The 26,269-nt window shown below is 53.8% G+C and carries 27 protein-coding genes; 11 read left to right on the top strand and 16 right to left on the bottom strand.

The features are described 5' to 3' along the window. The first annotated feature begins 69 nt into the window (after nucleotides 1-69). The 4 genes from ACFL9S_RS01610 to ACFL9S_RS01625 all read left to right on the top strand — a co-directional run bounded on the left by ACFL9S_RS01610 (nucleotide 70) and on the right by ACFL9S_RS01625 (nucleotide 4,202). The gene (locus tag ACFL9S_RS01610; protein ID WP_405259967.1) at nucleotides 70-1,425 is read left to right on the top strand and encodes a GntP family transporter; all 1,356 of its coding nucleotides are present in this window, start codon (nucleotides 70-72) and stop codon (nucleotides 1,423-1,425) included. A 1,018-nt stretch (nucleotides 1,426-2,443) separates the two neighbouring features. After that, nucleotides 2,444-3,013, top strand: coding sequence for a lipid IV(A) palmitoyltransferase PagP (pagP, locus tag ACFL9S_RS01615; protein ID WP_405259968.1), 570 nt, complete (start codon nucleotides 2,444-2,446; stop codon nucleotides 3,011-3,013). A gap of 151 nt (nucleotides 3,014-3,164) precedes the next feature. After that, nucleotides 3,165-3,374: a transcription antiterminator/RNA stability regulator CspE gene (gene cspE / locus ACFL9S_RS01620; protein WP_004156612.1), complete on the top strand. Its 210-nt coding sequence runs from the start codon at nucleotides 3,165-3,167 to the stop codon at nucleotides 3,372-3,374. Nucleotides 3,375-3,776: 402 nt separating this feature from the next. After that, nucleotides 3,777-4,202: a GNAT family N-acetyltransferase gene (locus ACFL9S_RS01625; RefSeq protein ID WP_405259969.1), complete on the top strand. Its 426-nt coding sequence runs from the start codon at nucleotides 3,777-3,779 to the stop codon at nucleotides 4,200-4,202. On the opposite strand, the gene ACFL9S_RS01630 is transcribed toward ACFL9S_RS01625, so the two are convergent. Further along, complete coding sequence (locus ACFL9S_RS01630) at nucleotides 4,186-5,544, bottom strand: PLP-dependent aminotransferase family protein (RefSeq protein WP_405259970.1); 1,359 nt, start codon at nucleotides 5,542-5,544, stop codon at nucleotides 4,186-4,188. The genes ACFL9S_RS01625 and ACFL9S_RS01630 overlap by 17 nt on opposite strands. 129 nt (nucleotides 5,545-5,673) lie before the next feature. On the opposite strand from ACFL9S_RS01630, the gene ACFL9S_RS01635 reads away from it, so the two are divergent. From ACFL9S_RS01635 to tatE, 6 genes are all read left to right on the top strand, one after another. Next, nucleotides 5,674-6,633 carry a nitrate ABC transporter substrate-binding protein gene (locus ACFL9S_RS01635; RefSeq protein ID WP_405259971.1) on the top strand — a complete coding sequence of 320 codons (960 nt, stop codon included), beginning with the start codon at nucleotides 5,674-5,676 and terminating at the stop codon, nucleotides 6,631-6,633. An 8-nt stretch (nucleotides 6,634-6,641) separates the two neighbouring features. Next, on the top strand, nucleotides 6,642-7,445 hold the full coding sequence (locus ACFL9S_RS01640) for a deaminated glutathione amidase (protein WP_405260358.1): 804 nt from the start codon (nucleotides 6,642-6,644) through the stop codon (nucleotides 7,443-7,445). After that, nucleotides 7,445-8,332 carry an ABC transporter substrate-binding protein gene (locus tag ACFL9S_RS01645; protein WP_405259972.1) on the top strand — a complete coding sequence of 296 codons (888 nt, stop codon included), beginning with the start codon at nucleotides 7,445-7,447 and terminating at the stop codon, nucleotides 8,330-8,332. Before ACFL9S_RS01640 ends, ACFL9S_RS01645 begins: the two co-directional genes overlap by 1 nt. Continuing rightward, nucleotides 8,329-9,297: an amino acid ABC transporter permease gene (locus tag ACFL9S_RS01650; protein WP_405259973.1), complete on the top strand. Its 969-nt coding sequence runs from the start codon at nucleotides 8,329-8,331 to the stop codon at nucleotides 9,295-9,297. Before ACFL9S_RS01645 ends, ACFL9S_RS01650 begins: the two co-directional genes overlap by 4 nt. Further along, nucleotides 9,294-10,064: an amino acid ABC transporter ATP-binding protein gene (locus ACFL9S_RS01655; protein WP_405259975.1), complete on the top strand. Its 771-nt coding sequence runs from the start codon at nucleotides 9,294-9,296 to the stop codon at nucleotides 10,062-10,064. Before ACFL9S_RS01650 ends, ACFL9S_RS01655 begins: the two co-directional genes overlap by 4 nt. Nucleotides 10,065-10,189: 125 nt before the next feature. Then, nucleotides 10,190-10,393, top strand: coding sequence for a twin-arginine translocase subunit TatE (gene tatE / locus ACFL9S_RS01660; protein ID WP_405259976.1), 204 nt, complete (start codon nucleotides 10,190-10,192; stop codon nucleotides 10,391-10,393). A 60-nt stretch (nucleotides 10,394-10,453) separates the two neighbouring features. On the opposite strand, the gene lipA is transcribed toward tatE, so the two are convergent. From lipA to leuS, 13 genes are all read right to left on the bottom strand, one after another. Further along, nucleotides 10,454-11,419 (bottom strand): lipoyl synthase, encoded by a 966-nt coding sequence (lipA, locus tag ACFL9S_RS01665; RefSeq protein ID WP_405259977.1) that lies wholly within the window; start codon nucleotides 11,417-11,419, stop codon nucleotides 10,454-10,456. Between the two features lie 190 nt (nucleotides 11,420-11,609). Beyond that, the gene (gene lipB / locus ACFL9S_RS01670; protein WP_405259978.1) at nucleotides 11,610-12,269 is read right to left on the bottom strand and encodes a lipoyl(octanoyl) transferase LipB; all 660 of its coding nucleotides are present in this window, start codon (nucleotides 12,267-12,269) and stop codon (nucleotides 11,610-11,612) included. A gap of 84 nt (nucleotides 12,270-12,353) precedes the next feature. Next, nucleotides 12,354-12,617, bottom strand: a complete 264-nt coding sequence (gene ybeD, locus ACFL9S_RS01675; protein WP_405259980.1) for a DUF493 family protein YbeD — start codon at nucleotides 12,615-12,617, stop codon at nucleotides 12,354-12,356. A gap of 154 nt (nucleotides 12,618-12,771) precedes the next feature. Then, nucleotides 12,772-13,983, bottom strand: coding sequence for a D-alanyl-D-alanine carboxypeptidase DacA (gene dacA / locus ACFL9S_RS01680; RefSeq protein ID WP_405259981.1), 1,212 nt, complete (start codon nucleotides 13,981-13,983; stop codon nucleotides 12,772-12,774). A 100-nt stretch (nucleotides 13,984-14,083) separates the two neighbouring features. Then, nucleotides 14,084-15,241: an endolytic peptidoglycan transglycosylase RlpA gene (gene rlpA, locus ACFL9S_RS01685; protein WP_405259982.1), complete on the bottom strand. Its 1,158-nt coding sequence runs from the start codon at nucleotides 15,239-15,241 to the stop codon at nucleotides 14,084-14,086. A gap of 11 nt (nucleotides 15,242-15,252) precedes the next feature. Beyond that, the gene (gene mrdB, locus ACFL9S_RS01690) at nucleotides 15,253-16,365 is read right to left on the bottom strand and encodes a peptidoglycan glycosyltransferase MrdB (protein ID WP_405259983.1); all 1,113 of its coding nucleotides are present in this window, start codon (nucleotides 16,363-16,365) and stop codon (nucleotides 15,253-15,255) included. 6 nt (nucleotides 16,366-16,371) lie between these two features. Further along, nucleotides 16,372-18,276, bottom strand: a complete 1,905-nt coding sequence (gene mrdA, locus ACFL9S_RS01695; RefSeq protein ID WP_405259985.1) for a peptidoglycan DD-transpeptidase MrdA — start codon at nucleotides 18,274-18,276, stop codon at nucleotides 16,372-16,374. 33 nt (nucleotides 18,277-18,309) lie between these two features. Next, nucleotides 18,310-18,780 carry a 23S rRNA (pseudouridine(1915)-N(3))-methyltransferase RlmH gene (gene rlmH, locus ACFL9S_RS01700; RefSeq protein ID WP_056240011.1) on the bottom strand — a complete coding sequence of 157 codons (471 nt, stop codon included), beginning with the start codon at nucleotides 18,778-18,780 and terminating at the stop codon, nucleotides 18,310-18,312. A gap of 3 nt (nucleotides 18,781-18,783) precedes the next feature. Next, nucleotides 18,784-19,101 (bottom strand): ribosome silencing factor, encoded by a 318-nt coding sequence (gene rsfS / locus ACFL9S_RS01705; RefSeq protein ID WP_405259987.1) that lies wholly within the window; start codon nucleotides 19,099-19,101, stop codon nucleotides 18,784-18,786. A gap of 133 nt (nucleotides 19,102-19,234) precedes the next feature. Continuing rightward, the gene (gene nadD / locus ACFL9S_RS01710) at nucleotides 19,235-19,891 is read right to left on the bottom strand and encodes a nicotinate-nucleotide adenylyltransferase (protein ID WP_405259988.1); all 657 of its coding nucleotides are present in this window, start codon (nucleotides 19,889-19,891) and stop codon (nucleotides 19,235-19,237) included. After that, on the bottom strand, nucleotides 19,884-20,915 hold the full coding sequence (gene holA, locus ACFL9S_RS01715; RefSeq protein ID WP_405259989.1) for a DNA polymerase III subunit delta: 1,032 nt from the start codon (nucleotides 20,913-20,915) through the stop codon (nucleotides 19,884-19,886). Before holA ends, nadD begins: the two co-directional genes overlap by 8 nt. Further along, nucleotides 20,912-21,511: an LPS assembly lipoprotein LptE gene (gene lptE, locus ACFL9S_RS01720; RefSeq protein WP_405259990.1), complete on the bottom strand. Its 600-nt coding sequence runs from the start codon at nucleotides 21,509-21,511 to the stop codon at nucleotides 20,912-20,914. Before lptE ends, holA begins: the two co-directional genes overlap by 4 nt. A 14-nt stretch (nucleotides 21,512-21,525) precedes the next feature. Continuing rightward, nucleotides 21,526-24,108, bottom strand: a complete 2,583-nt coding sequence (gene leuS, locus ACFL9S_RS01725) for a leucine--tRNA ligase (RefSeq protein ID WP_405259991.1) — start codon at nucleotides 24,106-24,108, stop codon at nucleotides 21,526-21,528. A gap of 216 nt (nucleotides 24,109-24,324) precedes the next feature. Here leuS and ACFL9S_RS01730 point away from each other — a divergent pair, with 216 nt between their 5' ends. Then, nucleotides 24,325-24,807, top strand: a complete 483-nt coding sequence (locus ACFL9S_RS01730; protein ID WP_405259992.1) for a zinc ribbon-containing protein — start codon at nucleotides 24,325-24,327, stop codon at nucleotides 24,805-24,807. 56 nt (nucleotides 24,808-24,863) lie between these two features. Here ACFL9S_RS01730 and ACFL9S_RS01735 read toward each other — a convergent pair whose 3' ends face one another. Both ACFL9S_RS01735 and gltK read right to left on the bottom strand, forming a co-directional pair. Next, entirely contained in the window at nucleotides 24,864-25,589 is a 726-nt protein-coding gene (locus tag ACFL9S_RS01735) for an amino acid ABC transporter ATP-binding protein (protein ID WP_405259993.1), read from the bottom strand. Beyond that, a complete protein-coding gene (gene gltK, locus ACFL9S_RS01740; protein WP_405259994.1) occupies nucleotides 25,590-26,267 on the bottom strand; it encodes a glutamate/aspartate ABC transporter permease GltK in 678 nt (225 codons plus the stop codon). It abuts the gene before it with no gap. Nucleotides 26,268-26,269: the final 2 nt, after the last annotated feature.

A 26,269-nucleotide genomic window follows, 5' to 3' on the forward strand; every position in this document is an offset into this window, starting at 1 on the left:
CCGGGGAAAGTTATATAAAACGGTGCTGTAGAGCACTGCGTAAAAATAAAACCCTACGAGGCTGAAAAGATGTCGACTGCCCTGTTATTAACCATTGCTGTTGCCAGTGTGCTGATCCTGCTGCTGCTGGTCATTAAAGCCAAAGTTCATCCGTTTGTTGCCCTGCTGGTCGTCAGTCTGTTAGTGGCGATCTCGACCGGCATTCCCGCCGATAACATTATGAAGGTGATTGTTTCCGGTATGGGCGGGCTGCTCGGCTCGATTACCATTATTATTGTTCTGGGGGCGATGCTGGGCGCGATTATTGAATCGTCCGGCGGTGCCGAGTCGCTGGCACAGCGATTTACCCATACGCTGGGGGTAAAACGCACCGTGGCTGCACTGACCATGGCGGCGTTTATCCTTGGGATACCGGTATTCTTCGAAGTCGGGTTCATTATTGTTATTCCGCTGATTTACGGCTTCACCAAAGTGGCGCATGTTTCTCCGCTGAAATATGGTCTGCCGATGGCGGGGGTGATGTTAACCGTACACGTCGCACTACCTACTCATCCGGGGGCGGCGGCGGCGGCAGGGTTGTTGGGTTCTGATATGGGCTGGCTGATGTTGCTGGGTATCGCCGTATCGATTCCGGTCGGCATTGTGGGTTATTTTGTCGCGAAAGTGATGAACCGCCGTCAGTATCATCTGTCACTGGATGTGCTGGAGCAGCTCCAGCTGGCGAAACCAGAAAGCAGCCCGCGTCAGAACCAGGAGTTACCACCGGGTGCCTGGATGATTTCATCGCTGATTGTGGTGCCGATCGTCCTGATCGTCGTGGGGACGCTGGCACACAGCGTGCTACCGGAAGGCAACAGCCTGCGCCAGTTCCTGACGCTAGTAGGGACGCCGGCAATTGCATTACTGATCGCTCTGGCGCTTTCTGCCTGGCTGCTGGGCTTGCGCCGTGGCTTGAGTAAAGAGAAGCTCGGCGAATTGCTGGACCGCGCTATTCCGAGTTCAGCAGGCGTGATTCTGGTGGCAGGTGCAGGGGGCGCGTTTGGGAAGGTATTGGTGGAGTCAGGTGTCGGTAAAGCGCTGGCATTGTCGCTGGAAACCATCCATCTGCCATTAATTCCGGCTGCTTTTATTCTGTCGCTGGCGCTGCGTGCTTCGCAGGGATCGGCTACCGTGGCCATTCTTACGACCAGTGGCCTGTTGACCCAGGCGGTCACTGGGTTGAGCGACACCCAGCTGGTGCTGGTTACCCTGTCAGCCTGCTTTGGTGGCTTAGGGTTGTCGCATGTGAATGATGCCGGGTTCTGGGTGGTGACGCGTTATCTTGGCCTGTCGGTAGCCGACGGTCTGAGAACCTGGACGGTGCTGACCACGGCGATGGGACTGACAGGTTTTGCGCTGGTGTGGATGTTGTCGCTGATGCTGTAATGTCTGTCTGAACGTGCTTACCACGCAAAACATCAATCTTCTTCTATGCTTAAGTCACTACGTTGTAGTGACTTTTTTTTATGAGAAGAGGGCATGTAATGAAGATTATTTTCTGGATTATTGCGATCATCTTTATTGTGGGTCTGCTGACCATTACGGGTGTATTCAAGCTTATTTTCTAACAGTATTGTGAATCATTATTATTCCGTATTAACACGGCGGTCAGTAGTCTGCTGGCCCCGTGTTCCACGCTATTCCGGCGATATCACCCGCGTAACGGCTTATCCGAGAAGTAGCGTGCAGCGTGCTTATCGCCCTTCGACGCTGGCCATGCTGAAACCGATTCCGCAGAGTTGATACATGTATCATGAGGATTCAAACGCTTATGACAGATCGCACAAGCAGCCCCGTGATATTCAGTACTATCATTGCGCGTTGTGAATATAAATTTTGAACTTCCGCACTTGCCACACCTTAGCATTTTCACAACCTCTACTCTTCCTGAGTGCTATTCAATGAGAATTATCTTATCAAAATTCTCACGGAGATCTATAAATAAAATTTATTAATTAATGGCGAGGTGGAGGGGCCATTGGTATGGTTTTTTTAGGATTTACGGGTTTTTTTAACAGTTTTATCGAATTATTAATAATAAAAACATACAATTCATCCAGGGTACAATGATTTGCATCAAGTAAAGTCCACCATTTTTCCGTTGATTGATTAGCGTTGTGAAGGTTTGGTTCCCTTTTCTGGAAAGGTGAGGGCTGGCTTTTACGAGTTTTCCTGGTGTTATATTTTCGTGGCTGAATTATATTTTTTATTACATATCCCAATGTTTTATAATATGAATTTATGGGGGGCTCTTTTTGCTGGTGAGATGTATTTCGGTGATTAATGGAGTGTTTAAGTACTTTGTTTATAATTGTTACCAGAACGGGTAATGCATTTGGTCAGGGTTTCTGACTAACGTAAGGATGTTGCATACAGCGATCATCCAGGGAGCAGTGAATTTATCGTGAACAAAAAATCAGCCTTATTACTTTCAACCCTGCTTGGCGGACTGGCTCTGAGCAGTGCGCATGCGGCAAGCCTCGGTGATGGAATTGCGGATACCTGGCATTCCTTCAGTGATAACGTTAGCCAGACATGGAGTGAACCGCAAACTGTCGACCTTTATGTCCCTGCTATCACCTGGCATAACCGCTGGACCTACGATAAAGAGAAAACTGACCGTTACAATGAGCGCCCCTGGGGGGCTGGCGGAGGCATCTCACGCTATGACGAAAAGGGTAACTGGAACGGCATCTATCTGATGGTGTTTAAGGACTCTTACAATAAGTGGGAACCGATTGGCGGCTATGGCTGGGAGAAAACCTGGCGACCGCTAAATGACTCTGACTTCCACCTTGGTCTGGGGTATACCGCCGGGGTAACAATGCGTGATAACTGGAACTATATACCTATCCCATTAGTGCTGCCGCTGGCCTCAGTCGGTTACGGGCCTGCAACTTTTCAGATGACTTACATTCCAGGAACTTACAATAATGGTAATGTTTTCTTCGCCTGGTTGCGCTGGCAGTTTTAATCTCCGGGGTTTGACGTAAAAATGGTGTGGGGGTAAAAAAAGGCGATATTTATCACTTTTTCGACCTCGGCTACTGGACAAAAGCCTTGGCAATTGCTGTACTAACCCCCGACACAGTTTAGTGTCCATTTTTCATGTAAAGGTAATATAGATGTCTAAGATCAAAGGTAGCGTTAAGTGGTTTAATGAGTCCAAAGGATTCGGTTTCATTACTCCTGAAGATGGTAGCAAAGATGTGTTCGTACACTTCTCTGCCATCCAGAGCAATGGTTTCAAAACTCTGGCTGAAGGTCAGCGCGTAGAGTTCGAAATCACCAACGGTGCCAAAGGCCCATCTGCTGCTAACGTTGCCGCTATTTAAGTTATCAGACAGAATTCTTAAAAACCCGCCAATGGCGGGTTTTTTTTCGTCTGCGATCAGCGGCACACAGGGCAGATCTAGGCGTTGAAATACTGTACCAGCCAGAGAATAGTCGCAGTCAATGCCAGCAGGACGGCAAGATATTCATTTTTGTGGCGGGGAAGGAAGTTCATGGCGATCATCTCTGTTGGCTGAATGATGACCAGTGTGCCGCACGATTATTAAGGAAACATTAAAATGTGGGGGTACGCGCCGTAAATAAGGATGCCCTAACATTAATTAGCTTTTGTAACATTACCTTGTGATCTGGCTCCTTGCAGTGATTGCCTTGCTACAGCTATAAACATAGACAGAAGTTTTCACCTGTAAACCCGGCTCGTTGGCATATTGCGGAGAATGACTATGAATATTCGTCTGGCTGAATCGAAAGATGCTTTTGCCCTCAGCGCGCTGTTAACTGAACTGGGATATGCGGATACCGCCCCCTTTATTGAACGCAGACTTGCCCAACTGATCATCGATGAGACTGAGCGGCTTCTTATTGCCGAGCAGGGGAACACGGTTCTGGGTTTTTTGTCGCTGCATTTTATTCCACAGCTGGCTCTGGCAGGGGATTTTGCCCGCATCAGCTATTTCTGCATTGCCGAAGGTGAGCGCAGCAAAGGGGCCGGGCAGCGGTTGTTACAACATGCAGAGCAGCTGGCAATAGATCGCGGCTGTGATCGGATGGAGGTGCACTGTCATGAACGTCGTGAAAAGGCGAATGCGTTTTACGAGCGTGAGGGTTATCAGGAGTCACCGCGCTATCATATTAAAGATCTGACCTGACCGTCCCCGGTTCCAGGCCACTGGCCAGTAACAGCGCATCGGCAACTTCATCCACAAGATGTTCTGGCAGCATTGAGGTGCTGACGCGGACAAACTGCCCGCTGCCGCTGCGGCAGCGCTCACCGGGTACCACCGCAATACCTCTGGCGGCCAGGGTGATCATTGCAAACTGTTCTGACTTTACCGGCAGATAAATACTTAACCCGTCACGATCTGGCAGGGCCATTCCCCGCTGTGCCAGTGCAGTCAGTAAACGCTGGCGCCGCTGGCGATAGACTTCGCGCGCCTGGCCGATACGCTGTTGAACACCGGCATCGGTCAGCATCCACGCGACGGCCTGTTGCAGGATGCGGCTGGTCCAGCTGGCACCAAAATTACGCCACGACTGAATGCGCCGTACCAGTGCTTCCGGCCCGGATAATACCCCCAGCCGCAGATCTGGCCCATAAGCCTTAGAAAATGACCGCACGTGCAATGTGCGGTTGGGGAAGAACCGCCCCAGGCTCCACAGCGGGTGCGCCGAAAGAGCGCCAATGCCGTCATCTTCAATAATCCACGCCGTGCTTCCGCTCAGCACGGCAGCCAGTTCATGGCTGCGCACCTCACTTACCGTATGTCCGGTGGCCGAATGGGTACGCGGCTGGAATATGACTGCTACCGGGCGCTGGCGGAGCAGTATGCCCAGCGGGCCGGGCTGCGGGCCGTTCTCATCGCAGGCCAGCGGCAATATTTCCGCGCCCAGGTTGTCCAGCATATCCAGCAGCCGCGTGGCGGTTGGGTCCTCAATGACCACTTTATCTCCCGGTGAAAACAGCGTCTGCATGATGCAGCTCATGGCATCGAAACCGCCGTCGGTCGCCAGAAATGCCTGTGCCGCAAACGGCCAGTCGGCGCTGACGGCATCCAGCAGTGCCGGGGTAATCGCCTCGCGCTGGTAGCTGTTGAGATTAGGAGTGAGGATCCCCTGTTGCAGGGCATGACCGAGGTCGGGCAGCAATGCCGGATCGGGTGATGCCATGGCAAGATCGGCTTTGATATGGCTACCATAGTGGCCAATCTTTTCAAATCGCACCGGACGCGGTGAGACGTGATCGCCACACACCCAGACCCCGCTACGCCCCTTGCCCGCGATCACCTTGTGCCGTTTCAACTCTCCCCATGCAGCAGATACCGTGGCCGGGCTGACACCGAGTTTCTCCGCCAGATCGCGCACGGCTGGAAGCTGTGTGCCAATGGGGATCTCCCCCTCACGGATCAGCAGCGCCGTGGCGGCGGTAATGCCTTTTACGGAAGCATCCTCAATACGGGCGCTGAGCCAGTTCACATCCAGCAGTGCGGTCATAAGAAATCCATTTGTTCAGTAACAAAGAAATTATTGTACAGATAATATTATCACTCTAGTATCAAATTCAAGCAGGTATTGGTGTTTTTTTAAACGCGGCAGGGCTGCGCTAAACCGGAGAGAATGCACATGGTGACCATCAGACTGGCGGTACGCGACTGGGACTATTTTACACCGCTGGCGTTAGGGGATATTCGTCCCCAGGGTTTTAAGCTGGAGGTACATCGCGTGGGCACACTGGTCGGCGATCTGGCAAACAGCGAACAATACGATGCGGCCGAAGTCTCTTTCAGCCGTTTTGCTCAGGCGCGTGCCTGTGGTGATTTTAGCCTGCAGGCGTTGCCACATTTCCTGATGCGCGGCTTTCGCCAGCGCTGCATTATCACCACCGCCGATAGCCCGCTGACGTCTCTGGACCAGCTCAAAGGCAAAAAAATTGGGCTGACTGGCTGGCAGGATTCCGGCAACACCTGGACGCGCACGTTGCTGCGTGAAGCCGGGGTCGAAATTGATGATGCTTACTGGTTTGTTGGCCGACTGACGGCTGACCACCCGATTATTGACCGCCTGAACGGCTTTGGCCGTCCTGGCCGGATTGAAGCCGCACCGGGTGAACACCCACTGATCAATCTGCTGCGTGCGGGTGAGCTGGACGCGGTCTTTACCCCGTTTATGCCGGACGGTTTTTTCCTGCCCGATTCTGGCCTGCGTCAACTGCAAACCGATTTTCGCCAGGCTGAGCTGGAATATTTCCACCGCTGCGGTTATATCCCCGGCATCCACCTGCTGGCACTGAAAGCAACCCTGGCAGAGCAGCATCCCGATATTGCGCAGGAGTTAAGTGCGGTTATTGACGAATCCGCACGGGTCTGGCAACAGAAACGTGAGAAATACGCGGATACCACGCCGTGGCTGCTCGATGATTTGCGGCGTACTGCGCAGGATTTACCTGCCGACTGGAATGCTAACGGCTTTCAGGCTAATAAGAAGATGATTAATGATTTCTGCCAGGAGCTGTTTGCTCAGGGGCTGACGGCCGAACGCCTGACCCCACAAGTGCTGTTTCCGGCAATGACCTCAGGAGCATAACGATGACGATGAAAGTGGCATTAGGACAGTTCGCGGTCAGCCGCGAGTGGCAGGAAAACGCCGATATCTGCATCGGCTTAATGGCTCAGGCAGAGCAGCAGGGAGCAAGACTGCTGGTACTGCCGGAAGGGGTACTGGCGCGTGATATTACTGACCCGGACCTGGTGCTGAAAGCAGCGCAGCCGCTGGATGGCCCGTTCCTCAGCCAGGTTCTTGAGGCCAGTCGGGCGAATACGCTGACGACCATGATGACGGTGCATGTGCCAACGGCAGATAGCCGGGCGCTGAATGTACTGGTGGCAATCCGTAACGGCGAGATTATCGCCCGCTACGACAAGCTGCATCTTTATGACGCCTTTGCGATGCAGGAGTCGCGTAATGTGACGGCGGGCAACGACGTGCCACCGCTGGTAGAGGTGGATGGGCTGAAAGTGGGGTTGATGACCTGTTATGACATCCGCTTCCCGGAACTGGCACGCCGCCTGGTGCTGGACGGTGCCGACCTGCTGGTGCTGCCCGCCGCCTGGGTGAAAGGGCCGCTGAAAGAGATGCACTGGGAAGTCCTGGTCACCGCCCGTGCGCTGGAGAATACCTGTTATGTGGTGGCGGTGGGTGAGTGCGGCCCGCGTAACATCGGCAACAGCCTGGTGGTTGATCCACTCGGTGTGGCGATTGCCAAAGCCGCTGAAGGCCCGGCACTGGTGTTTGCCGGGATCGACCCGCAGCGTATTGCTGATGCGCGTCGCGCATTGCCAGTGTTAGCTAATCGTCGCTTTGCCCGCCCTGAACTTGATGGTGGGGAGACTCAATAATGAAAAAACACGCTATTGCGCTGGCGCTGATGCTGGCGACGCTGAGTACGGTCAGCCAGGCTGCCGAGACGATTCCACTCCAGAAGATGGACCAGGCACTGCACGACCGTCTGCCGGATGCGGTAAAAAGTGCCGGGAAGATGACCTCGGTTAATAACGGTTCTTTCCCTCCGTATGAAATTGTTGAAGGCCCGACCTCGATGACCGGTGCGTCTGCCGATCTGACCGAGGCGTTGGCGCAGCTGCTCGGGGTGAAAATTGAGCACGCTACCGTCAGTGGTCTGCCAGGCTTGCTGGCAGGGATCAAATCGGGTCGTTACCAGCTGGCGATCGGTCCGGTAGGTGATTACCCTGATCGCCAACAGAAAAATGATTTTATCGATTTTGTGCAGGAGTTTGTGGTGTTTGCCGTGCAGAAAGGTAACCCGGCGAAGATTAACGGACTGGATGATACCTGCGGTAAGCGCATCGCCGTAATGGCGGGTGGTTCTGCCGAGCAGGTGATCCGCAAGCAGTCCATCGCCTGTACCACAGCGGGTAAAGCCGCTGTGACCGTGCAGTCATTTACCGACCAACCGTCATCAATTCTGGCGGTACGATCTAAGCGTTCAGATGCCTTTTTCTCTTCCCAGGCACCGCTGGTCTATTTCGTCCAGCAGGCCGATGGGCAGCTGGAATTAACCGGCACCGGTCAGAAAAACGGATTTGGCGATATTTTCCAGGGCACCGTGGTGCCGAAGGATTCACCGCTCGGTGACGTGGTGCTGGATGCTTATAAAGTCCTGTTCACCAACGGCACCTATGCGGCGATCATGAAAAAATGGCAGCTCGACGGGAATATCATCAGCGCACCGGGTCGTAACCTGGCGCAGGGGGCGGTGAAATGACCCAACCCGTCACGCAATCTTCAACCAGGGATCGGACAGACGTACAGCAGCGCGATGTGGCTTCAGCCCTTAGCGCTCCCCGTTACGGGCGACTGATCAGCTGGCTGCTGGTGCTGGCGGTCGCGGTTAACTTTCTCTGGCTGGTCGCTACCAATCCCAACTTTGAGTGGGGTGTGGTGTACCAGTGGTTTATGGACGGCTCGGTGATGACCGGGCTGAAGGTGACACTCGGGTTAACCGTCGTTTCAATGCTGCTGGGCGTGGTGATTGGCCTGCTGCTGGCCGTCGCACGTCTGTCCGATAACCGCCTGATGCGTGGACTAGCCGGGTTATATATCTGGTTCTTTCGCGGTACGCCGCTGCTGGTGCAGCTGATTTTCTGGTACAACATGTCAACGCTGTTTCCGCAGATCTCGCTGGCGATCCCGTTTGGTGGCCCGGTGTTGGCAAGCTGGAATACCAACGATTTGATCACCCCGCTGACGGCGGCGATAGCCGGATTGGCGCTGAATGAAGCCGCCTATATGGCGGAGATTATTCGGGCGGGATTACAGTCGGTGGATAACGGCCAGGTGGAGACAACGCAGGCATTTGGTATGAGTCGTGCGCGTGCGTTGCGGCGCATTATTATCCCGCAGGCGATGCGTTCCATTATTCCGCCAACCGGCAATCAGCTCATCAGCATGATCAAAGCCACCTCACTGGTCAGTGTGATCGCCATGGGCGACCTGCTCTATTCGGTACAGGCGGTCTATAACCGCACCTTTGAAATCATCCCGATGCTGATGGTAGCGGTGATCTGGTATCTGCTGATTACTTCGGTTCTCAATGTCGGCCAGTCGGCGATTGAACGCTACTATGCTCGCGGCACACGCCGGGTGGTTGCCAGTAGCAAAAAGCGTCCTGCTGCAAACAATATGCCCGCAATGGCAGTGCGTTCACTGGTCCAGAAGGAAGAACAATGAGCTTAGCTGAGCCGCTGGTACGGGCGCGTAACGTACAGAAAAGCTACGGTGATAATGAAGTGCTAAAGGGCATCGACCTGGATGTGTTACCGGGTGAAGTGGTGGTGATCCTCGGGCCTTCCGGCTCAGGGAAATCCACCTTCCTGCGCTGTATCAATCATCTGGAGGAACTGAATGCCGGGTCGATTATGATCGGTGAACAGCAGGTGGGTTTTGAGCTAAAAAAAGGGCTGCTGCATCGTCTGTCGCCAAAGCGCATTGCACGTCAGCGCCAGGAGATAGGGATGGTGTTTCAGCAGTTCAACCTCTATCCGCATATGACCGTACTGCAAAATATTATTGAAGCGCCGGTCGGTGTGCACAAACAGCCACGCGCTGAAGCGATTGCTGAGGCGTATGAACTACTGGCAACAGTGGGGCTGAGCGATAAAGCGGATGCCTGGCCGCGCCATCTGTCCGGCGGGCAGCAGCAGCGTGTGGCGATTGCCCGCGCACTGGCGATCAAGCCCAAACTGATGTTGTTTGATGAACCGACCTCTGCGCTTGATCCTGAACTGGTGGGGGAAGTGCTGGCGACCATGCGCACGCTGGCTGACCAGGGGCTGACAATGGTGGTTGTGACGCACGAGATTGGTTTTGCCCGTGAAGCAGCGGACCGCGTGGTGTTTATGGACGGCGGGCGCGTGGTTGAGCAGGGGGCCCCGGAGGAGGTCCTGGTGAACCCGCAACACCCGCGCACCCAGGCGTTTCTCAGCCGGTTTATCTGACAGGGATTACGCTAACACAGCGCATATTCTGTTACAGATTGCAGTTGTATTTTCACGTATTCAGCGCGTTAATACACGCTTGTTGCAGGCCGTTGTGACGGTCAGATAAATCAAAGAAGGTAAGTATGGAAGGTCTCAGTATTGGCAAATTGCTGATCGTTGGCGCATTAATCGTCCTGTTATTCGGAACCAAAAAGCTGCGTACCCTGGGAGGGGACTTAGGTTCGGCCATTAAGGGATTTAAAAAGGCGATGAATGATGATGATGCCTCCGCGCAGAAAGCCGAGCCAGAAGAAAAAACCGCCGGGCAGATCTCTCATAAAGAGTAATGTTGCTCAAAAAAACGGATGACATTGTCATCCGTTTTTTTTGGCTCCGGCAGAAGGGGGTTATTTTACTTCCAACCCTTTCGCCTGCAGGTCAGCATGATATGACGAACGTACGAATGGGCCACAGGCCGCATGAGTGAAGCCCATATCCATCGCGGCTTCTTTCATTTCGTCAAACTCAGCAGGGCTGACATAGCGCTGTACCGGTAAATGATGGCGGCTTGGCGACAGATACTGTCCGAGGGTCAGCATGGTTACGCCGTGGCGACGCAGGTCACGCATCACTTCAACGATCTCTGCGTTAGTTTCACCTAAACCGACCATCAGGCCTGACTTGGTTGGCACCTCTGGATGTGCTTCTTTAAAGCGTTCCAGCAATTTCAGTGACCAGTCATAGTTAGCACCCGGACGTACCTGGCGGTAAACGCGCGGCACGTTTTCCAGGTTGTGGTTAAACACATCAGGTGGCGTCTCAATCAAAATTTCCAGCGCGCGGTCCATACGACCACGGAAATCAGGCACCAGTGTTTCGATTTTAATCGTTGGGCTTTTTTCACGGATAGCGCGAATACAGTCAGCAAAGTGCTGTGCTCCGCCATCACGCAGGTCATCACGGTCAACGGAGGTGATCACCACGTAGCGCAGTGCCATATCCGCGATGGTCTGTGCCAGTTTGCCGGGTTCGTTGGCATCAGGGGTTACCGGGCGGCCGTGGGCCACGTCGCAGAACGGGCAGCGGCGTGTACAGATGGCACCCAGAATCATAAAGGTGGCCGTTCCGTGGTTAAAACATTCAGACAGGTTAGGGCAGGAAGCCTCTTCGCAAACGGAGTGCAGACCATTTTTACGCATCGCGGCTTTAATGCCCTGAATACGGCTGGAATCGGCAGGAAGTTTAATACGCATCCATTCTGGCTTACGTAAAATCTCCGTACGCTCGGTGATCACGGTTTTCACCGGGATCAATGCCATTTTGTCTGCGTCGCGGTATTTAACACCGCGTTCCATCACGATCGGTTTACTCATATTCTTGCAGGTTCCAGGTTGGATTGCGGCAATCTATGCGTTTCCAAAACAGCCGCTAACACTCAATGAGTTGGTGATTTTCAACTTTTTTTGATAAAGCGCAAAAATTATATCATCTCCTCGCGGCAGATTCAGCCTGCCTGTGCGAGAAAGCGTTGCAGAATTGTAAAGCTGCATGCGCATTTGCCCCCTATCTTAGCGGGAGTTCTGCACTTTCGCTCCAGGAAACGTCAGTTATTGCCAGTTGAAGGGCAAAATTCTTGATCAGCAATGGCTGGATATCGGCAGGGGTCACAGAGGCAGTGAGCGCCGCCAGCTGCGTCATCTCCATCCCGGCATAGCCGCAGGGATTAATGCGCAGGAACGGTGTGAGATCCATATCGATATTCAAGGCGAGGCCGTGAAAGGAGCAGCCATTGCGGATCCGCAGCCCTAATGAACAGATTTTTTTACCTTCAACATAGACACCCGGCGCATCGGGGCGCGCATTGGCTGTGACGGAAAAATGCGCCAGCGTATCGACCACCGTTTGTTCAAGGGCGGTAACCAGCTGACGGACGCCCGTTTTACGGCGTTTCAGATTCACCATCACATACATAACCTGCTGACCGGGGCCATGATAGGTGACCTGGCCGCCACGATCGCTCTGCATGACCGGGATATCGCCGGGCATTAACAGGTGTTCGCTTTTTCCTGCCTGACCCTGAGTAAACACCGGCGGGTGTTCCACCAGCCAGATCTCGTCCGGCGTATCATCGTTACGCTGGTCAGTGAACTGATGCATCGCGAGAGAAACAGGCGCCCAGGGCTGCATGCCGAGTTGGCGGATAATCAGGCTAGTGTGAGGCAAAACGGACAATCCGGTTGGGTAACGAGGGGAACAGTATAACGTTGGCACAGGACAAGAGCTAGCTTGCCCCCGCCAACGTCAGGGTTACAGCACCATACGGACAATTTCAATCTTACCCAACTCGTCGTACAGGATTTCAACCTGTTCGATGTGGGTTGCGGTGATAGTAATCGACACCGAATGATAATTGCCTTTGCTGCTTGGTTTTACATCCGGAGAGTAGTCACCCGGTGCATGACGCTGCACCACTTCAACCACTTGATCGACCAGCTCCGGCTGTGCCAGACCCATCACTTTATAGGTAAAAGAGGTGGGGAATTCGAGCAGTTCTTTAAGATTGGTTTTCATATGGACTCCGGTGACACCAACAAGGACTCCCGCCGTAACGGGAGTTCACAGATACTAACAATATGGGGATATTACAGAATAATTTCAAGTAGTGGCCGATCAACGATCGGCCAGCCGGGCTTTCAGTGGCCGGCCACTCTGACAGCGGGGATAATTAACCGAACCAGTGGTGGAACATGAGTTTGATATAGTCAATGATGCGGCCAAAGAAGCCGCCTTCCGGCATTTCATTCAGCACCACCAGCGGATGCTGTTCAATGGTTTTGCCATCCAGCTGGAAGTTGATGCTGCCGACAACCTGATTTTTCTGCAATGGTGCATGCAGCTCGGTATTGCTCAGGGTATAGCTGGCTTTCAGATCTTTCATGCGGCCACGAGGGATGGTCAGGAACACATCTTTTTCCACGCCCAGCTGCACGCGGTCGCTGTTACCGAACCATACTGGCTCAGAAGCAAACTCTTTCCCGGCTTTCAGTGGTGCCACAGTTTCAAAGAAGCGGAAGCCCCAGGTCAGCAATTTCTTGCTCTCGGTTTCACGCCCTTTGTAGGTGTGGCCGCCCATCACGGTGGAGATCAGACGCATCTGGCCTTCGGTCGCCGAGGCCACCAGGTTATAACCTGCCGCATCGGTGTGGCCGGTTTTAATGCCGTCAACGTTGAGGCTGGTATCCCACAGCAGGCCGTTACGGTTCGTCTGGCGAATATTATTAAAGGTAAATTCTTTCTCGTGATAAACAGCGTATTCTTCCGGCACATCACGGATCAGTGAGCGGCCAATCAGCGCCATATCGCGCGCGGAACTGTACTGCCCTTCAGCGTCCAGACCGTGTACCGTCTGGAAGTGGGTATTTTGCAGACCCAGCGCTTTCACGTAGTTGTTCATCAGGCCCACGAACGCATCCTGGCTGCCGGCAACATAGTCGGCCATCGCTACGCAGGCGTCATTACCGGATTGCAGTACGATACCGCGCGTCAGCTGAGAGACCGGTACGCGGTCACCAGGCTTCAGGAACATCAGAGAAGAACCCCTGAACACCGGGTTACCGGTTGCCCATGCATCTTTCCCGACGGTGACGATATCATCCTGATGGATTTTACCGGCTTTAACCGCCTGGCCGATGACATAGCTGGTCATCATTTTTGTCAGGCTCGCCGGGTCACGGCGCGCATCGGCATTCTTCTCAGCCAGGACTTTCCCTGAGTTGTAATCGATCAGGACATAGGCTTCAGCATCAATTTCCGGTACGCCGGGGATCATGGTCTTGATGTTCAGGTCGTCAGCATAAGCGACAACATTGAGGCTGAGGGCGATAAGCGAGCCTGTAGTCAGGCGTTTGAGCAGTCGGGATGGCTTCAGAGTGTTCATGTAAGGACGACAACATCCATGGGCTAGGTTAAAAAAAGTGACTCACTATAGCAAAAGCATCCTGCCACGACCCGCCTAAATCAGGCGGGTCAGCGGAGAATTACATTGCATCAGGTGCGACAGTAATAAACGATTGTTGCTGTGCTTCACTCGCCAGGCGCTGCTGTAATGCGGCGGCTTGCTGGCGCGAAGTGAAACGACCGAGCTGAACGCGATAGACATTGCCACGGCTGTCTACTGAGCCGGGAACGCCGAACTGTTTACCCAGACTGGTTGCCAGCTGACGTGCGCGTGGGCCATCGCTCAGTGCGCCGACTTGCACCACAAAATTGCCGGTGGCGCCCGTCGCAGGGCGTGAAACTGCCGCCGCCGTTGGGGCCGCTAACGCAGCAGGGGCAGAAGAAGGTGTTGCTGCGGCGGGTTCACTGTCTTCCAGCACGCCGCCTGGTAAGGGTTGTGCTGCGCCGAGGAAACCACTGCTGCGCACGGGAGCGCCCATAGTGTTATCACTGTTCAGTGAGCTGTTATCCACGGGGCGTGACTGCTCCTGCTCCACTTCCTGTGGCTGCGGGCTGGAATACTGCACAGGTTGTGACTGCGATGATGACATCATCGGTGCAGAGGCAGCAGCGGCACCGCCGCCCATTGTCATTCCACCGCTAATCTCCGGGCGGGAGGGCAGTGCATAGCTCTGTTTCGCCACGGTTGTGCCAACCGTACCCGGGCCTGACAGGCTACCATCGGGTGCGACAGCGATGTAATCAATACGGACTTTGCTGTTATTGGAGATATTCAGGCGGTCACCTGCGGCACGTGACAGGTCAATAATACGGCCTGGCGTGTACGGGCCGCGATCGTTGACGCGCACCACAATCATACGGCCATTGGCAATGTTGGTTACACGGACGTAGCTGGGCAGAGGCAGCGTTGGATGGGCCGCCGTCATAGCGTTTGGATCGAAGGTTTCACCTGTCGCGGTACGGTTGCCGTTGGCTTCTTCGCCATACCAGGCAGCCAGACCAACCTGACTGAAGTTCGATGGATTTTTGACAATTTTATAATTTTTGCCGTTGGCCGAGTAATCCTGGTTGGTACCGGGATTAACTGGCTCATAGCGAGGCTCCGCACCGCCAATTTCGACCACAGGGCCGTTATAAGTCGCTTGCTGTTGGGTGACGGGCGCCTGCTGGTCGCTGTCAGTAGTACAGGCCGCCAGCAGTGCTGAAGCCAGGGCAATCCAAAGCCAATCCTTACGCATGTTTATGCCTCTTAAACGCTCTTCGACAACAGTTTTCGATGGGTGTGAATCGACATAATGATCCCGAACCCGGCCATCAGGACGATCAGCGCGGAACCCCCGTAGCTGACTAGCGGTAACGGTACCCCAACGACGGGCAGAATGCCGCTGACCATGCCAATGTTAACAAAAACATAAACAAAGAAGATCAGCATCATACCGCCAGCCATCACGCGACCAAAGGTGGTCTGCGCGCGGGCGGCCATCATCAGGCCGCGCATAATCAGCAGCACGTAGAGTATCAGCAGAACCAGCACCCCGACTAATCCTAATTCTTCGGCCAGTACGGCGAAAATAAAGTCCGTGTGACGCTCGGGTAAAAACTCCAGCTGTGACTGTGTTCCGTGTAGCCATCCCTTGCCGCGCAGCCCACCAGAGCCGATGGCTATCTTCGACTGAATAATGTGGTAACCCGCACCCAGCGGGTCACTTTCCGGGTCCAGCAGCATCATCACGCGGTCACGCTGATAGTCGTGCATCAGGAAGAACCACAGTATTGGGATAAACGCGGCGACCAGCAGTACCGCAACAGAGATCAGTTTCCAGCTCATGCCGGAAAGGAACAGGACAAAAAGCCCGGATGCGGCAATCAGGATCGACGTTCCCAGATCGGGCTGTGCTGCCACCAGCAAGGTAGGCATAAAGATCAGTACCAGCGCGATAGCGGTATTTTTCAGCGTAGGCGGGCAGACGTCGCGGTTAATAAAGCGCGCCACCATCAGCGGCACGGCAATTTTAGCAATTTCCGATGGCTGGAATCTCACCACGCCGAGGTCCAGCCAGCGCTGCGCACCTTTACTGATATGACCGAACGCATCCACCGCGATGAGCAGGATAACGCAGACGATGTACAGATAGGGCGCCCAGCCTTCGTAGACGCGCGGTGGGATCTGTGCCATGACCAGCATGACAATCACACCCATAGCGATCTGACCGAGTTTGCGCTCCATCATGCCCGGATCCTGGCCGCTGGCACTCCACATCACCAGCGCACTGTAAACCAGCAGCGCGGTAATAATGAGGCAAAATAGAGGATCAACGTGGATGCGAGTCCAGATTGTCCGTTTCTGATGGCTATCATTCATAACCGATTATTCGCCTTCATAGCCTGGCGGCGTTGGTGCAGCGTCAGGCAGGTTGGTATTGTTATCGCCAAGCATAATATGGTCGAGTATCTGGCGCATGATCGTACCGACTGCCGGGCCTGCGCCGCCGTTTTCGAGAATAATACTGACGGCCACGCGCGGGTGGTCATAAGGCGCAAACGCGGTCATCAATTTATGGTCACGCAGGCGCTCAGTCAGCTTGTGGGCGTTGTAGGTTTCGTTCGCCTTCAGGCCAAATACCTGCGCGGTACCGGACTTGGCGGCAATTTTATAAGATGCATCATCAAAGCTTTTACGCGCGGTACCGTTTGGACGGTTCGCCACGCCGTACATCCCGTCTTTGGCAATTTCCCAGTATCCGGTGTGAATATCCGCGATAGGCGGAGCCGGAGGCTGACGCCAGGGAACTTTCGCCGAACCTTGCATGGTATCCATCATCAGATGTGGCGTTTTGATAACACCGTCGTTAATCAGGATCATCAGCGCTTTGTTCATTTGTACTGGTGTGGCAGTCCAGTAACCCTGGCCGATGCCCACCGGGATGGTGTCACCCTGATACCAGGGTTTCTTAAAGCGCTTCATTTTCCATTCGCGTGTTGGCATGTTGCCCGGGGTTTCTTCGATCAGATCGATGCCCGAAAGATGGCCGTAACCGAATTTGCTCATCCACTCGCCCAGACGGTCAATCCCCATATCATAGGCGACCTGGTAGAAGAAGGTATCGGCAGACTCCTCCAGCGATTTGGTCACATTCAGACGACCATGCCCCCAGCGTTTCCAGTCGCGGAAGCGCTTTTCAGAACCGGGCAGTTGCCACCAGCCGGGGTCGAACAGGCTGGTATTACGGGTGATCACCCCCGCCGTCAGTGCAGAGACCGCAATATAAGGTTTCACCGTTGAGGCCGGAGGATAGGCACCCTGAGTGGCACGGTTAATCAATGGGCGGTTTTCGTCATGCAGCAGGCCGTTATAATCTTTGCTGGAGATGCCATCGACGAACAGATTCGGATCATAACTTGGCATCGAAACCATCGACAGAACTTCGCCATTGCGAGGGTCAGTGACCACCACTGCCGCGCGGCTACCCGCCAGCAGGGTTTCAATATATTGCTGAAGTTTCAGATCGATGGTCAGATAGATATCCCGCCCGGCCTGGGGGGATTGTTCATGCAGTTGGCGGATCACGCGGCCACGGTTATTCACTTCCACCTCTTCATAACCGGTTTTACCGTGCAGAACATCTTCGTAATAACGTTCAATGCCCAGTTTGCCGATATCATGGGTGGCGGCGTAGTTCGGCCATTTTCCCTCTTTGTCCAGGCGCTCAACGTCACGGTCGTTAATTTTCGACACGTAACCCAGCACATGGGTCAGAGCAGAACCGTAGGGATAGTAGCGACGCTGGTAGCCTTTGACTTCAGCGCCGGGGAAGCGATATTGGTTCACGGCGAAACGCGCTACCTGAACATCGTTCAGGCTGGTTTTCACGGCGATAGAGGTAAAGCGGCGCGAGCGTTTGCGCTCTTTTTCAAAAGCTTCGATGTCATCATCGGTGAGATCGACAATCGGTTTCAGTTCCTGCAACGTCTGCTGCAGGTTTTCCACTTTTTCCGGCATCAGTTCAAGCTGGTAAATAGTGCGGTTAAGCGCCAGCGGGATGCCATTACGATCGTAAATAATACCGCGACTTGGGGCGACAGGAACCAGCTTGATGCGGTTTTCATTGGAACGCGTGCTGTAGTCATTAAAGCGGATGATTTGCAGGTGGTACAGATTGGCCACCAGAACACCGGAGAGAGTGATAATGCCAAAAAATGCAATCAGCGCCCGGCGAACAAACAGTGTCTGCTCGGCGGTGTAGTCACGAAAGGAGTTACGTTGTAATTTCATCCGCTGCTTTGTCAGTCCGGTTAGCCTTATTCGCTATTCGCGATGATAAGGATGATTCGCAGTAATGCTCCATGCACGATACAAACTCTCTGCAACCAATACGCGTACCAGCGGATGGGGCAGGGTTAGCGCTGAGAGTGACCAGCTTTGTTCCGCCGCAGCCTTGCAGGCGGGTGACAAGCCTTCCGGTCCGCCAATAAACAGGCTGACATCACGGCCATCCTGCTTCCAGCGTTCCAGCTGGCTGGCAAGCTGCGGGGTTTCCCACGGCTGGCCGGGTATATCCAGCGTCACGATGCGGTTGCCTTTTCCTGCGGCTGCCAGCATCAGTTCGCCTTCTTTTTCAAGAATGCGTTTAATATCTGCATTCTTACCGCGCTTTCCGGCGGGCACTTCAACCAGTTCAAAAGGCATATCTTTGGGAAAACGCCGCAGATATTCCATAAAACCAGTTTGTACCCAGTCAGGCATTTTGGTGCCGACGGCGACCAGTTGAAGCTTCACGGCTTAACTCCAGAGCTTTTCCAGTTCGTAGATCTTACGGCTCTCTGCTTCCATCACGTGAACGATGACTTCACCGAGATCAACCACTACCCAGTCACTTGGAGCACGGCTGTTGACACGAAATGCATCCAGACCGATAAGCTTGGCTTCCTGTACCACGTGTTCTGCAATTGAAACCAGATGACGGGTTGAAGTACCGGTACAGATCACCATGCAGCTGGTGATGCTTGATTTGCCCTGAACGTCGATAGCAATGATGTCCTGAGCTTTTAAATCGTCACATTTATCAATGACGAAGTCTTGGAGTGCTTTACCTTGCAAAAGGTTCCCCCTTGGGATTTTAAGTCTGGTGGGTTATCTCATATAAGCTTTGTGAGCCGAAATGATAACCGTAACATTGTGTGTTTGCGGGGCTTACGCCCTGAAAAATTGAGCGGCGCAGTATATCACGCTGTTAAGGGTTACGATATAAACCCTCGCGATCGATGTAGTCGCTGACTGCCGGAGGCAGCAGATTGTCATCCGACTGGCCCCGATGGCAGCGAGCGCGAATTTCCGTGGCGGAAATATCAATCAGCGGCGTTTCAGCCAGAAGAATTTTACCGGCGGGCGATTGTTGCAACGCCTGTGGCTGCGTTACCAGGTGACGATCAAGCCAATGTTGCAGCTCAGGTGTCTCCATTTCACTGCGATAACCGGGGCGCTGACAGACCAGCAGATGGCACAGTGACAGTAAATCCTGCCAGCGATGCCATTTGTGCAAGGTGAGCAGGGAATCCTGACCAATGATAAATGCCAGAGGCTGCTGTTCACCCCGCTCAAGGCGCAGAGCTGCCAGCGTGTCGATAGTATAAGACGGTGTGTCGCGCTGCATTTCCCGCAGGTCAAGGTCAAACAGCGGGTTGCCGCTAATCGCCAGTTTGACCATCGCCACACGTTGTGCCGATGTGGCTTCCGGCTGCGGACGATGTGGCGGGACGTTATTCGGTAATAACGTCACTTTTTTCAGCCCGGTGAGTTTGGCCAGCGCTTCTGCTGGTTTCAGGTGACCGTAATGAATCGGGTCAAATGTGCCGCCGAACAGCGCATGGAGCGCGTAACGATCAGACATCACAAAAACTCGCCGGGAATGACGGATGGCATAACATCAGCGCCAGGGTTTCCAGCTCGGACCAGACAGACTGGCCGTAATCCTGCTTCAGCGTTAACTCAATTTGCGTCAGCAGCCGTACCGCCTGGGTCAGCTGCATGGCACTCAGACGCTGTAATGCATCACTGAATAGCGTTCGGCGGTTCTGCCAGACACGATGCTGATCGAACAGCGTGCGGAGCGGCGTCTGCGCCATTTGCCGTTGTAACGTCACCAGCAGCAGCAGGTCGCGTTGCAGGGTTCGCATCAGGATCACCGGTTCGCTATCTTCTGAATGCATCTGGTGCAGGATGTGCAGGGCACGTTTGCTTTTACCTGCCAGCAGCGCATCTACCCAATGGAAGGGGGTAAAGTGCGCCGCGTCGTTCACGGCCTGTTCAACGCGCGGTAGCGTCAGCTTTCCGTCCGGCCACAGCAGCGACAGTCGCTCCAGGGCCTGTGATAGCGCCAGAAGGTTGCCTTCGTAGCAGTAACAGAGCAGCTGATTAGCGGCATCATCCAGCGTGAGTTGGTGTTTTTTTGCGCGTGCAGAAACCAAGCGCGGCAGTTGCGCCTGTTCCGGTGTCTGACAGGGAACCACCACACCTTGTGAACTGAGTGCTTTATACCAGGCGCTATTTTCCTGCGCTTTGGTCAATTTAGCGGCTCGCAAAACCAGCAGAATATCGCTGTGCAGCAGCGTCGACAGGGTGAGCAGCTGTTCACCTATCGCGGCATTGGGGCCATTTTCTGGCAGCGTCAGTTGCAGTGTCTGGCGGGTGGAGAACAAGCTGAGCGCCTGACAGATAGCAAAAATATCCTGCCAGTCGGTGTTTGCTTCCAGGGTGACACTGAAGTGTTCGGTAAAGCCCTGCTGCTGGGCGGCAGCGCGGATATCATCCTGCGCTTCCTGTAGCAACAGCGGTTCATTACCGCTCAATAAATAACAGGCGCGCAGCCCCTCGCGGAGTTGCGCGCCTAGCTGTTCAGGGTAAATCCTGATCATCGTGTGTAAGAACTGTCCGACATACTGCCCGGGTCAGTCGTTAAACGATCGACCGCTGAAGGGGTATTGCCAAGCGTATTGATTGACGGATCGTTCTCTGCCGCGTGAACGGTGAGGAGCTTACGCACCAGCTGTTGCACGGCCTGAGTGCGCATTTCATTTACAATGATCTGCTGTTCAGAGTCTTTTGCCAACGCGGCCAGTGGGTTATCAAAGAATGAACGATATACCGTGGCGCTGATTGGATAGATGCCTTTATTCGGCACCAGTACCTGAGCATTAACGGTCATCACCATTGAATACTCCGCCGTTTTACCGTCCTGGAAAATAGAGGCAGTATCGCGACCCCGGCTTTCACCCATCAGACGCAGCGAAGGGACATCGGTACGCTCTTGCGGATTATCAATAATGTTAACGTCGTTCAGCCTTAACTGTTCGCGCACCGCGCGCGTCAGCGGACCGTACGGGTCAGAGGTATCGAGAATCAAGGTTTTCATTTCCGGCGGCACCGAGGTGGTGCCGCGCAGATGGTAACCACAACCGGCGGTGATCAACACCGCCAGGCTGAGTAACACAGAGACTATAGGATGTCGCACAATTCCTCCAGACATCAGCCAACGACCAGGTTAAGCAGCTTGCCTGGTACGTAAATCACTTTACGAATGGTGACGCCATCGAGATATTTGGCCACCAGATGCTCCTGCGCAGCACGTGCCTGCACCTGTTCTTGATTAGCGTCAGCGGCTACGGTGATTTTACCGCGCACCTTGCCGTTAACCTGTACCACGACCAGCAGTGAATCTTCCACCATTGCAGCATCATCTGCCTGCGGCCACGGTGCGTTGTCAACATCACCAGCGCCACCCAGCGCCTGCCACAGCACGAAGCTGGCGTGAGGGGTGAACGGGTTAAGCATACGTACAACGGCCAGCAGGGCTTCCTGCATCAGCGCACGATCCTGTTCGCTCTCCTGCGGGGCACGTGCCAGTTTGTTCATTAACTCCATAATTGCCGCAATGGCGGTATTGAAGGTCTGACGGCGGCCGATATCATCAGAGACTTTACTGATGGTTTTATGCAAGTCACGACGCAGGCTTTTCTGATCGTCGTTGAGTTCATCAACGTTCAGGGCAACCGTTACCCCTTTTTCTGTGTGTTCGAACGCCAGTTTCCAGACGCGCTTCAGGAAGCGGTTAGCCCCTTCCACACCAGACTCCTGCCATTCCAGCGTCATTTCTGCTGGTGAAGCAAACATCATAAACAGGCGAACGGTATCGGCACCGTAACGCTCAACCATGATCTGCGGGTCGATGCCGTTGTTTTTCGACTTCGACATTTTGCTCATGCCGGCATACACCAGCTCATTGCCTGCGGCATCGCTGGCTTTGGTGATACGGCCTTTCTCATCACGTTCAACGGTCACGTCAACCGGTGAAACCCAGTTACGTTCTCCGCTGGTGCCGAGATAGTAGAAGGCGTCTGCCAGTACCATTCCCTGACACAGCAGGCGTTTTGCCGGTTCATTCGAGTTCACCAACCCTGCATCACGCAGCAGTTTATGGAAGAAACGGAAGTAGAGCAGGTGCATGATGGCGTGTTCAATACCACCAACATATTGGTCTACTGGCAGCCAGTAGTTGGCGGCTGCCGGGTCCAGCATCCCTTTATCGTAATCCGGGCAGGTATAACGCGCGTAATACCATGACGATTCCATAAAGGTGTCAAAGGTGTCGGTTTCGCGCAGCGCAGGCTGGCCGTTGACGGTGGTCTTTGCCCATTCAGGATCGGCTTTGATCGGGCTGGTAATCCCATCCATCACCACGTCTTCCGGCAGGATCACCGGTAGCTGGTCTTCCGGGGTTGGCATCACAGTGCCGTCTTCCAGGGTGACCATTGGGATTGGTGCGCCCCAGTAACGCTGACGGGAGACACCCCAGTCGCGCAGGCGATAGTTCACTTTACGCTCACCAACACCGTTATCAGCCAGTTTAGTCGCAATGGCGTTGAAACCGTCTTCATAAGACAAACCGTCGAACTCACCGGAGTTAAACAGCGTGCCTTTTTCGGTCATTGCCGCTTCGCTCAGATCCGGTTCGCTGCCATCTGCGGCCAGGATAACCGGTTTGATCTGCAAGTCGTATTTGGTGGCGAACTCCCAGTCGCGCTGGTCGTGGCCTGGAACGGCCATCACCGCACCTGTGCCGTATTCCATCAGCACGAAGTTAGCGACCCACACCGGTACGTCGTCACCCGTCAGCGGGTGTTGCGCGTACAGGCCGGTGGCCATGCCTTTTTTCTCCATCGTTGCCATTTCTGCTTCTGCAACTTTGGTGTTACGGCATTCAGCGATAAAGTCAGCCAGCGCTGGGTTGCTTGCAGCAGCCTGTGCGGCCAGAGGATGACCTGCTGCCACGGCGAGATACGTGACGCCCATGAACGTGTCAGGACGCGTGGTGTAAACGCGCAGCTTTTCCTGGCTGTTGCTAACATTGAACTCGATTTCGACGCCTTCAGAGCGGCCAATCCAGTTACGCTGCATGGTTTTAACCTGCTCAGGCCAGCTTTCCAGCGTGTCGAGGTCATTCAGCAGTTCGTCGGCATAATCCGTGATTTTTACAAACCACTGAGGGATCTCTTTACGCTCAACTTTGGTATCACAGCGCCAGCAGCAGCCATCGATGACCTGCTCGTTAGCCAGCACCGTCAGGTCGTGTGGACACCAGTTAACCGCAGAGGTCTTTTTGTAGACCAGGCCTTTTTCATACAGCTTGGTAAAGAACCACTGCTCCCAGCGATAGTATTCTGGCTGACAGGTCGCCAGTTCACGGTTCCAGTCGTAGCCGAAGCCCAGCAGTTTAAGCTGGTTCTTCATGTAGTCGATGTTGGAGTAAGTCCACGGGGCTGGCGCAGTGTTATTTTTTACTGCGGCGCCTTCAGCGGGCAGGCCGAACGCATCCCAACCGATTGGCTGTAATACGTTTTTACCCAGCATGCGCTGATAGCGGGAGATCACATCGCCAATAGTATAGTTGCGCACGTGGCCCATGTGCAGGCGGCCAGAAGGATAGGGCAGCATGGAGAGGCAGTAGTACTTCTCTTTACCTTCTTCTTCGGTCACTTTGAACGTTTGCTTGTTATCCCACTGCTGCTGAACATGGGATTCTATCTCTTCCGGGCGATATTGCTCTTGCATAGTAGCCAGTAGTCCTTTGTATCAATTTTTTCGTGTTCGTTCAGATCCGCATAGCATAGCTGATTCGGCCCCGAGGCAACAACAGTAAGCGTCCTGCTGGGGGGCATTTCTCTACAAGCTGGAAGCGCGGCGGCAAATTTCAGCGCGAAAATGTGGGTATTTGCTATCAACAACTAGAATGAGGAGAAACGCTTTCGTTATCAATAAGGAGTGTCTATGAACAAGGTTGCTCAGTATTATCGCGAGCTGGTGTCCTCCCTCACTCAACGCCTGGAGCGTGGGGAACGTGACATTGATACCCTGGTGGAGAGTGCCCGGCAGCGTATGCAAAACCGGGGGGAGTTAACCCGTAGCGAAATTGATGAAGTCAGCCGCGCCGTTCGCCGTGACCTGGAAGAGTTTGCCCGTAGCTATGCAGAGAACCAGGAAGAGCTCAGCGACAGTGTGTTTATGCGGGTTATCCGCCAGAGCCTGTGGAAAGAGTTGGCTGACATTACGGATAAGAGTCAGCTTGAGTGGCGCGAGGTCTTCCAGGACCTGAACCATCATGGCGTCTATCAAAGTGGCGAAGTGGTGGGATTGGGCAATCTGGTGTGTGAGAACTGCCAGTATACGCGGGCGATTTATACACCCGAGGTGCTGACGCGTTGCCCGGAGTGCAACCACGATCAGTTTGTACGTCAGCCGTTTGAACCCTGATCTTGATTGCTATGCAGGGGGCGGACCTTTTGTTGCGGTCCGCCCGTCAGGCAAGATTAATGCAGGATCTTCGCCAGGAAGTCTTTAGCACGCTCAGACTGTGGATTGTTGAAGAACTCATCCTTCGGTGAATCTTCGACAATTTTTCCTTCATCCATAAATATCACCCGGTTAGCCACTTTACGGGCGAAGCCCATTTCGTGCGTTACCACCATCATTGTCATGCCTTCATTCGCCAGTTCGACCATGACGTCCAGCACTTCGTTGATCATTTCCGGGTCCAGCGCGGAGGTGGGTTCGTCGAACAACATCGCGATAGGGTCCATACACAATGCACGGGCAATCGCCACACGCTGCTGCTGACCACCGGAGAGCTGTCCGGGAAACTTATTAGCATGGGTGGACAGGCCAACGCGCTCCAGTAGCTTAAGGCCTTTCTGACGCGCTTCTTCTTTATTACGTTTCAGCACTTTTACCTGTGCCAGCGTCAGGTTATCGACGATCGACAGGTGCGGGAAAAGCTCAAAATGCTGAAACACCATACCCACCTTAGAACGCAGTTGGGCAAGGTTGGTCTTCTTGTCGTTAACGGGGGTTCCATTCACTTCAATCAGCCCTTTTTGGATAGGTTCAAGACCGTTCACCGTTTTGATCAGCGTTGATTTTCCTGAACCTGAAGGACCACACACTACCACCACTTCACCTTTTTTGACTTCGGTTGAGCAGTCGGTCAGCACCTGAAAGTGACCATACCACTTAGAAATATTTTTCAGGGTAATCATTTATGCAGTCCTTTTTTTCTTTAAATAGCTGACCAACAGCGAAGCGCTAAGGCTGATAACGAAGTAAATCGCACCGGCAAACAGCACCATTTCAATCTCAGTACCGTTATTTACACCGATGGTATCGGCCGTACGGAAGAAGTCCGCCAGGCTCAGGACATACACCAGGGAGGTATCCTGGAATAAGACAATCCCCTGGGTAAGCAGCAGCGGCACCATAGCGCGAAACGCCTGAGGCAGGATGATCAACTGCATGGATTGCCACTGAGTCATCCCCAGTGCCAGTGCGGCGTTACCCTGGCCACGCGCGATACTCAGAATACCCGCGCGGATAATTTCTGAGTAATAAGCGGCTTCAAACAGCGAGAAGGCCACCATGGCAGAGATCAGACGGATATCTGTCTTCGGCGACAGTCCCAGAACTTGTTGCAGAAAGCTTGGTACCACCAGATAGAACCACAGCAACACCATGACCAGCGGAACGGAGCGGAACAGGTTGACGTAGATCTTGGCGAACCAGCTGATCGGTTTGAAGGATGACAGTCGCATGACCGCCAGCAAGGTGCCCCAGATAATGCCAAAAACAACCGCCGTTACGGTGATTTTCAGCGTAACAACCATCCCTGCCCACAGATAAGGCAGATTGGGAACGATGGTACTCCAGTCAAATTCATACATTA

This window comes from Erwinia sp. AnSW2-5 (assembly GCF_045107195.1).
Lineage (GTDB): Bacteria > Pseudomonadota > Gammaproteobacteria > Enterobacterales > Enterobacteriaceae > Erwinia.

Bases quoted from the DNA above. Each gene is read 5' to 3' on its own strand.
- ACFL9S_RS01610 (WP_405259967.1), top strand. From the start codon at position 70: ATGTCGACTGCCCTGTTATTAACCATTGCTGTTGCCAGTGTGCTGATC.
- cspE (WP_004156612.1), top strand. From the start codon at position 3,165: ATGTCTAAGATCAAAGGTAGCGTTAAGTGGTTTAATGAGTCCAAAGGA.
- ACFL9S_RS01625 (WP_405259969.1), top strand. From the start codon at position 3,777: ATGAATATTCGTCTGGCTGAATCGAAAGATGCTTTTGCCCTCAGCGCG.
- ACFL9S_RS01630 (WP_405259970.1), bottom strand. From the start codon at position 5,544: ATGACCGCACTGCTGGATGTGAACTGGCTCAGCGCCCGTATTGAGGAT.
- ACFL9S_RS01635 (WP_405259971.1), top strand. From the start codon at position 5,674: ATGGTGACCATCAGACTGGCGGTACGCGACTGGGACTATTTTACACCG.
- ACFL9S_RS01640 (WP_405260358.1), top strand. From the start codon at position 6,642: ATGAAAGTGGCATTAGGACAGTTCGCGGTCAGCCGCGAGTGGCAGGAA.
- ACFL9S_RS01645 (WP_405259972.1), top strand. From the start codon at position 7,445: ATGAAAAAACACGCTATTGCGCTGGCGCTGATGCTGGCGACGCTGAGT.
- ACFL9S_RS01650 (WP_405259973.1), top strand. From the start codon at position 8,329: ATGACCCAACCCGTCACGCAATCTTCAACCAGGGATCGGACAGACGTA.
- ACFL9S_RS01655 (WP_405259975.1), top strand. From the start codon at position 9,294: ATGAGCTTAGCTGAGCCGCTGGTACGGGCGCGTAACGTACAGAAAAGC.
- tatE (WP_405259976.1), top strand. From the start codon at position 10,190: ATGGAAGGTCTCAGTATTGGCAAATTGCTGATCGTTGGCGCATTAATC.
- lipA (WP_405259977.1), bottom strand. From the start codon at position 11,419: ATGAGTAAACCGATCGTGATGGAACGCGGTGTTAAATACCGCGACGCA.
- ybeD (WP_405259980.1), bottom strand. From the start codon at position 12,617: ATGAAAACCAATCTTAAAGAACTGCTCGAATTCCCCACCTCTTTTACC.
- dacA (WP_405259981.1), bottom strand. From the start codon at position 13,983: ATGAACACTCTGAAGCCATCCCGACTGCTCAAACGCCTGACTACAGGC.
- rlpA (WP_405259982.1), bottom strand. From the start codon at position 15,241: ATGCGTAAGGATTGGCTTTGGATTGCCCTGGCTTCAGCACTGCTGGCG.
- mrdB (WP_405259983.1), bottom strand. From the start codon at position 16,365: ATGAATGATAGCCATCAGAAACGGACAATCTGGACTCGCATCCACGTT.
- mrdA (WP_405259985.1), bottom strand. From the start codon at position 18,276: ATGAAATTACAACGTAACTCCTTTCGTGACTACACCGCCGAGCAGACA.
- nadD (WP_405259988.1), bottom strand. From the start codon at position 19,891: ATGTCTGATCGTTACGCGCTCCATGCGCTGTTCGGCGGCACATTTGAC.
- holA (WP_405259989.1), bottom strand. From the start codon at position 20,915: ATGATCAGGATTTACCCTGAACAGCTAGGCGCGCAACTCCGCGAGGGG.
- leuS (WP_405259991.1), bottom strand. From the start codon at position 24,108: ATGCAAGAGCAATATCGCCCGGAAGAGATAGAATCCCATGTTCAGCAG.
- ACFL9S_RS01730 (WP_405259992.1), top strand. From the start codon at position 24,325: ATGAACAAGGTTGCTCAGTATTATCGCGAGCTGGTGTCCTCCCTCACT.
- ACFL9S_RS01735 (WP_405259993.1), bottom strand. From the start codon at position 25,589: ATGATTACCCTGAAAAATATTTCTAAGTGGTATGGTCACTTTCAGGTG.
- gltK (WP_405259994.1), bottom strand. From the start codon at position 26,267: ATGTATGAATTTGACTGGAGTACCATCGTTCCCAATCTGCCTTATCTG.